Below are 6,291 nucleotides of genomic sequence, written 5' to 3'. Positions count from 1 at the left end.
AATACCGATCAAGTTTTTCTGTTAATTCATTTGATTAATCCATACTTTTAAGAACAAAATAAAGATTTAAAACTCGCTCCCTATTTTTGAAAATCATGTTTTTCAAATTAAACTTTTTGGCCAGACACTATCAGGTACTCCTGAACAGGAATCGTTTGATACAGAGACAGATAAGGAGAATTAATGCATTAGTAACAGAAATGGCTGGCCCGGTTGGGAAATCAAACCAATATGAAACTACTATACCAATAATAGATGAAAACCATATAGATAAGACAGAAGCAAGAAAAATCCACTTCAACCGTTGAAAGAGAATCAAGCCAGTCATTGCTGGAATGACAAGTGATGAGAAAATGAAGAGCATGCCTGCAGATCGAATACCCACTGAAATAGCAATTCCCAATGTAAAATAAATGAGGAAATCATAGAAACGCGCGGGGATATTTAAAGTCTGTGCCGTGGTTTGATCAAAAGAGACAAAGATGAACTCTTTTCGGAAAATCATGTGAATGATAAAAATAATTCCTGAGATAATAGAGATTAACAGCAGATCAAAATCGCTTACAAAAAGAATATTGCCTGAAAACAGATCCAGATTTTCTACTTCAGCAAGAGGATCTTTCGCAATGATAAGGATAGAAAGGGCGGAAGCAAAGATGTAGGAAAACCCAATCAGACTCTCTCTTGTGATAGAACCGCCGGAAACAGGAAGCCAGAAAAATAACACTCCCAGTATAGAAAAAAGAAATGCCAATGCCTCAAAATTAAGGCCTATTTTATGTCCAATCATATGCCCTATTACCACACCAACGGCAGCTATCTGTGAAAGAGCAGCGCCTACGAAAACAATCCTTTTCAAGATCAGGTATACCCCGAGGTATGCACATATACCGCCCAAAATAATACTTGCAGCTAATCCTACCTGAATAAATCGTTCACTAAAAATTTCAGTCAGTAAATCCATTAGAGATAACCACCTTTTTTCCTGATACCTCACCCACCTTGACATGGCTATCAAAAACTTCTGAAAGATATTTGTTCTTAATAGCTTCTTGAATTGGATGAATATAAAATTTATCCTTTGTTATAAAAGCAAGTCTCTTCACATAGTTGATAATGTTGTGTAAAAGATGACTGACGATTACTACGGTTACATTTTGCTCAGAATGAATCTTTTTAATTAATTCCATGATTTGAGTTTCACCCTTAATATCCATATCGTTAGTAGGCTCATCCAGTATTAAAATATTTGCCTCGCTTGCAAGCGCACGGGCAATAAGAACACGCTGTTTCTGCCCACCGGATAGGCTACGATATGTTTGATGAGCAATGGAATTAACCCCTGCTATCTCTAATGCATGGTTAACATACTCCCAATCCACTTTACTAAGCCTGCTTCCCAGCCTTATTTTTCTATATCTCCCCATGGAAACAATCTCTCTTGCAGTAAGTGGAAATACTTCATCTACAAACTGACGTTGAATGACATAACCAAATCTAATATGATCAGACTTAGATGTAATAGTACCCGATGCTGGTTTTATAAGACCGAGAATGCCTCTCAGCAGGGTTGTTTTACCGGACCCGTTTGGTCCTATAATCCCGAGAAAGTCATTAGAATGAATATCAAAATTCAGATTTTCCAGGATACACTTCTTTCCATAACCGAGATATACGCCTTTAAAATTTATCAAAGACTGGTTTGCAGTTTTCAAGCTATTCTTTTCTTTCTGTTTTTTCCCCATTTGAACCGCCAATAAAATGAATAGTGTTTTTATAGATTTATGGCAAATATAATAACATATGAGAGATATTTTAGCTCAAAGAATGTGTTAAATTAGTGAATATTAACACAAAATTCAACCTGAATAATCCAAATAATGAGACATGCCGTTTTTTACCGGCCATTCTTGCGAAAAAGGTTAATATAGGGACAAATGCCCGTCTGTTGGAAGAACTGAGCAGTTTGCCCCTTTAAAAAAGTTAGATTGCAGTTAACCCCCTATCGCCTGAATCAGATCATTAATATTTGCCTCAAGATTTTGTAGATAGGTACGTGCCTTTTTACGACCACCGGGATAATTTACCAACTCTACCACTTTTACTCCTGTTTTTTTCATCAATTTTTTTACGGGTCTCTTCGGATAATATGGTTCCTTCAAAATTATCTTTATCTGATGCTGATTGATGATCTCTATTAATTCTTTGGTATGTTTAGGTGTTGCAGGAAGGCCAGGTTTTGGCTCAACATAATCTAGAATTTCTAAACCAAACTCTTCTGCAAAATATTCCCAACTCTGGTGGTAAGTAATTACCTTTGTGCCTCTGAAGGGCTTCATGAATTCCTTGAGCTTCTTAAATGTTGTCTGAACTTCATTCCAATACTTCTCCTTATTCTTTCGATAAATATCAGCATTGTCAGGATCATTGTTCGAAAGTCCCGTAACGATATTTTCAAGTACTACACCAACATTATCCATGTTATGGAAATAATGGGGATTACCGAAAGGATGCACATCTCCCATTGCCATATCAACACGACCTATAGGTTTTTGAAGAACTTTTGTAATCCCAAAGGATGCATCCACATACCCCTCTCTGCCATACTGTATTTTGCGATTTCTCGAAGCATCAAGTAGTGCCTGCATCCACACATCTAAATCAAGCCCTCCAATAATAACCATGTCGGCTCTCGTACAAAGTAAGACATGAGCCGGTCTTGGTTGAAAGTAATGTACATCTAATCTGCTGTCATGAACAAAATCAACATCCACATGTTCCTGTCCGATTTCCTTTGCCCAATCCGCCAGAAATTCAAGGGTAGCAACAACTTTGAGCTTTTTGTCCGCATGCGCGTTCTTCATAAATGGAAAGACAAACATAATTGAAAGGACAAAATATAGTACAAATCTATTTTTCAACATGATAAACTCCTTTTGAATTAAAGAATACTGTTTCTATAAATTATACAAAAATAATTCTGTACAAGAGGAAACCTTATTGACTGATACCGTGAGAGTGAGGTCCCAGCCCCCACACAAACTGGAGAAAAAATTCATTTGCGCTGTTCTCATTACTACCGGAAGTTCCTTTTACCCCTAATTCTCCATAACGATACTGTGCCCTAACATAGCTGGACTCAGTTAAATGCCATGTTACTATAGGATTTAACGCCCAGAGATGGGCATCATCCCTATTACCAAGCTCAGACCAGTCATAGCGAAATCCGAAATCAAGAAATCTGTTGTGGGTATATTTTAGCAAGGAATAAAAACCTTTGCTCGAAACATTCCGGTTATCTATATCATCTTCATCCTCTATCTCCCTGCTGTCTACATCTGTCACATAAATCTCATTCTGCCAGAGGAGTTTAGACCAACTGTTGGGGACCCGATATCTTAACGAAAACTGTCCGTTATGAATTGCTGTGTTCCCGGCACCATTATCATCCCACATGACATGATACCCGGTAGAGATATCAAGATTTGGCAATAGAAGCAGGTTTGTATTGATCTTGGCAAGGAATACATGATCCCTGAATGTAACTGGTGTACTTTCAAATAAATTGAATGTCCTGCTCTCTTCCTCTTCTTCGTGTTCTTCATCATGATGTTCACCCAGGGATTTATTACCGTCAAAAATTCCAAATCCAAGCTCTACAGGAAAAGGAATTTTTGGGGCCATAACTGAAAAATTAAAACCATCATCAATGTAACCTTCTGCTCCCATAATATTTTGTACTGCCAGAGGAACATCTACATAATCTCTATGATGCTGATGTATAGGATTTACCAGACCGAACCTGATCCTGTGCCTTCCGACCAGCAGGTTTGAATTAAAAGGCAGTGTCAAAAAGTTTCCAAATGCCTCTTCAATCTCAACTACACCTTCTTCAACATGCCAGACAGGGAAGAACTCCGCTCTTACACCGGGATAAATATAACCCTGTACCGCTAATTCTACCTCTCTGAAGAACATATCCTCATCCGGCATCTCACCCACGCCAAACTTTGAATCACTGAAATGATAAAGGGTATCTCCAATGATACTGACATCTGGATTCATAAACGAACCCTTTGTTCCATAAAAAAATGGCCTCTGTTGCAACTTCGTTCTTTGTGCCATCCTGGCATACTCCTCCTGCGAACGAGATCTTTCCATATCCAGTAGTTCTTCAAGCGTATCAATCTTAAAATCGTAATCTTGTTCAATTTCTGCCCTCTGTTCTCCAAGCAATTCCTCTAGAGAACGGATTCTTACCTGGTAGTCATCTTCAACCTTCTGAATCCTTGCACCGTAATCCTTTTCCGGTTGTTGTTTTTCCAGTCGTGCTTCCAGCTTGTCAATCTTTGCCTTGTAATTTTCTTCCATCTCCTGAAAGGCACTCTTTAATTGCTGAAGTTCTGACGCTATTTTATCCATAGTTACGTCATTATTAGCAAAAGAGATAGGATTGAATAGACAGAAAAAACAGGAAATTATGAGAAAAAAAATCTTCGCCACAACAAACCTCCTTAAAATATTTATCAATTTTATTTTAAATTCCTAATATTGAGACTTGAATGTTTATACCTGCAACAACAATTTGTACTTCTCCTAATTGCACATAGTGTGTTCATCTGAACTCAAGCTAGATGCCATAGATAAAGATTTCTTGTCATTGAAAGATTATATAAGGAAGTTCTTTAGAGGTGGACCACGAATAGGAATTCTACGTAAGAGCGTAGAAGATTGATGGGGAGTATTATTCGATACTAAAATGAAACAATCAAAAGTTATTCCATAGTAATCAGGTATATACTCAATGTCCTTGATGAATGATTTACAAAAAACACAATGGGCCGGGTCATGTCTGTGGCCATTATGGTGGTGGTGCGCTGGATTATCGCATGGACTTTGTGTATTATTACAATGAGAATTTAACTGAGTACCGGTTAAACAATCCGCACAATCTCTTTCACTCCCTTCACTCAAACAATGAATTACAGGAACAAAAAATATTTGAGAAAGATAAAGACACAGAATAACAAATATTTTTCTATTTGTACGCATATTTATTTAAAATTGTAGAGAAAATTTTATGATGCTGCCCTACATACCACCAGTTAGGGAAGGATAACAACAGTAATCTTTGTTTAAAGACTGAACTTACTCATTTTAAAAAGTATAATTCCAATACACAGGGATTCGCGGACTACATTGGACTATATTGGTTCAGTCCAATTAATTATGCGATGTCTCGGTATTATTCTAAAAAACCTATGAAAAGATGTTATATGTGAACTACGAAATGAAAAATGGTGGACTACGTGGAGAGTTTGTACGTGTTTTCAAAAAATAATGTATGGTGTGATCAATTAGGCAGACTTTGCTGCTGATCTGGAAAAGAGAATAACTATGCTGTACAAATTGGACTCTTTTCGATGTACTCTTAAGCCATTTACATAGTCCGCACTTGTCAGCACTATGGTCACTAAAACAGAAAGAAGCTGTTCCTTCGCTATTCTGATTATGGTGAACATGATTATTACTATTTTCGTTTTTTGTGCTATCGTTCTTGCTACAGTGCCCATGAAATGCCCTCGTGTCAAATGAGTGAAGGCCTCCTGCCGTTAAACACAGGATAATATACGGAACTATAACAGTGATAGAAATTTTTTTGAGATTCTTTTTTAACAGTAAAAGATTCATAACTGATCAATAGTACGTTGAGTTTATTTATTGTCAAGTTTTTTTTGGCACAGATGTGTTATTAAGCAATGGGAAAATCGGGATTAGGTCCTGGGAACTTATGCTTTATCTCACAATTGGGGCTGCCATTTCTATAGGCATAAGGACTTCCGGCAATCTCCTTATCACGACATTCCTGATAATGCCGGCAGTAAACGGACTGCTCCTGGCAAACAGGATGAAAAATGTATTTATCATAGCAATAACGACCAGTGTAATATCTGCTTTAGCAGGATTCTATATCTCATTCTATTTTGATCTTCCGACATCACCCTGCATAGTTGTAACACTTTTTTTCATCTTGTGTTTAACGTTACCGATAAGGTTCTTTAGAAACTGAGAATTAATTTGAGTCACCCTCGACAAAATCAAATAACCTAATCTCCCACTGTCATTCCAGCCCGCCTGTACCTATTCGGGCAGGCAGTCTGCGGGAATATGACATTTCCATGAAAGAAGTATTCAGATTCCTGTCACCCTGACAATTATAGAAAAATACTTTTCTTATCTTTGACAAATTATTAAATCAAGGTTAATATGTATTGATTACTGATTAAGAGA

At 37.2% G+C, this 6,291-nt stretch carries 6 protein-coding genes; 1 reads left to right on the top strand and 5 read right to left on the bottom strand.

Translation table 11 applies throughout. The features are described from left to right. Window positions 1-130 precede the first annotated feature (130 nt). The 5 genes from SCALIN_RS19410 to SCALIN_RS19385 all read right to left on the bottom strand — a co-directional run bounded on the left by SCALIN_RS19410 (window position 131) and on the right by SCALIN_RS19385 (window position 5,573). Window positions 131-964, bottom strand: a complete 834-nt coding sequence (locus tag SCALIN_RS19410) for a metal ABC transporter permease (protein WP_162532420.1) — start codon at window positions 962-964, stop codon at window positions 131-133. After that, window positions 948-1,745, bottom strand: a complete 798-nt coding sequence (locus SCALIN_RS19405; protein ID WP_096896100.1) for a metal ABC transporter ATP-binding protein — start codon at window positions 1,743-1,745, stop codon at window positions 948-950. The genes SCALIN_RS19410 and SCALIN_RS19405 overlap by 17 nt, the downstream gene beginning before the upstream one ends. Window positions 1,746-1,994: 249 nt before the next feature. Continuing rightward, entirely contained in the window at window positions 1,995-2,924 is a 930-nt protein-coding gene (locus tag SCALIN_RS19400) for a metal ABC transporter substrate-binding protein (protein ID WP_096896099.1), read from the bottom strand. Between the two features lie 73 nt (window positions 2,925-2,997). Continuing rightward, window positions 2,998-4,503: a hypothetical protein gene (locus SCALIN_RS19395; RefSeq protein ID WP_096896098.1), complete on the bottom strand. Its 1,506-nt coding sequence runs from the start codon at window positions 4,501-4,503 to the stop codon at window positions 2,998-3,000. A gap of 854 nt (window positions 4,504-5,357) precedes the next feature. Further along, on the bottom strand, window positions 5,358-5,573 hold the full coding sequence (locus SCALIN_RS19385) for a hypothetical protein (RefSeq protein WP_096896096.1): 216 nt from the start codon (window positions 5,571-5,573) through the stop codon (window positions 5,358-5,360). 173 nt (window positions 5,574-5,746) lie between these two features. On the opposite strand from SCALIN_RS19385, the gene SCALIN_RS19380 reads away from it, so the two are divergent. Then, on the top strand, window positions 5,747-6,070 hold the full coding sequence (locus tag SCALIN_RS19380) for a metal ABC transporter permease (protein ID WP_261341053.1): 324 nt from the start codon (window positions 5,747-5,749) through the stop codon (window positions 6,068-6,070). The last annotated feature ends 221 nt before the right edge of the window (window positions 6,071-6,291 follow it).

Origin of the sequence: Candidatus Scalindua japonica (genome assembly GCF_002443295.1) — a bacterium.
Lineage (GTDB): Bacteria > Planctomycetota > Brocadiia > Brocadiales > Scalinduaceae > Scalindua > Scalindua japonica.
This window is presented reverse-complemented; position numbering and strand designations above follow the sequence as displayed.

Bases quoted from the DNA above. Each gene is read 5' to 3' on its own strand.
- SCALIN_RS19410 (WP_162532420.1), bottom strand. From the start codon at position 964: ATGGATTTACTGACTGAAATTTTTAGTGAACGATTTATTCAGGTAGGA.
- SCALIN_RS19405 (WP_096896100.1), bottom strand. From the start codon at position 1,745: ATGGGGAAAAAACAGAAAGAAAAGAATAGCTTGAAAACTGCAAACCAG.
- SCALIN_RS19400 (WP_096896099.1), bottom strand. From the start codon at position 2,924: ATGTTGAAAAATAGATTTGTACTATATTTTGTCCTTTCAATTATGTTT.
- SCALIN_RS19385 (WP_096896096.1), bottom strand. From the start codon at position 5,573: ATGGGCACTGTAGCAAGAACGATAGCACAAAAAACGAAAATAGTAATA.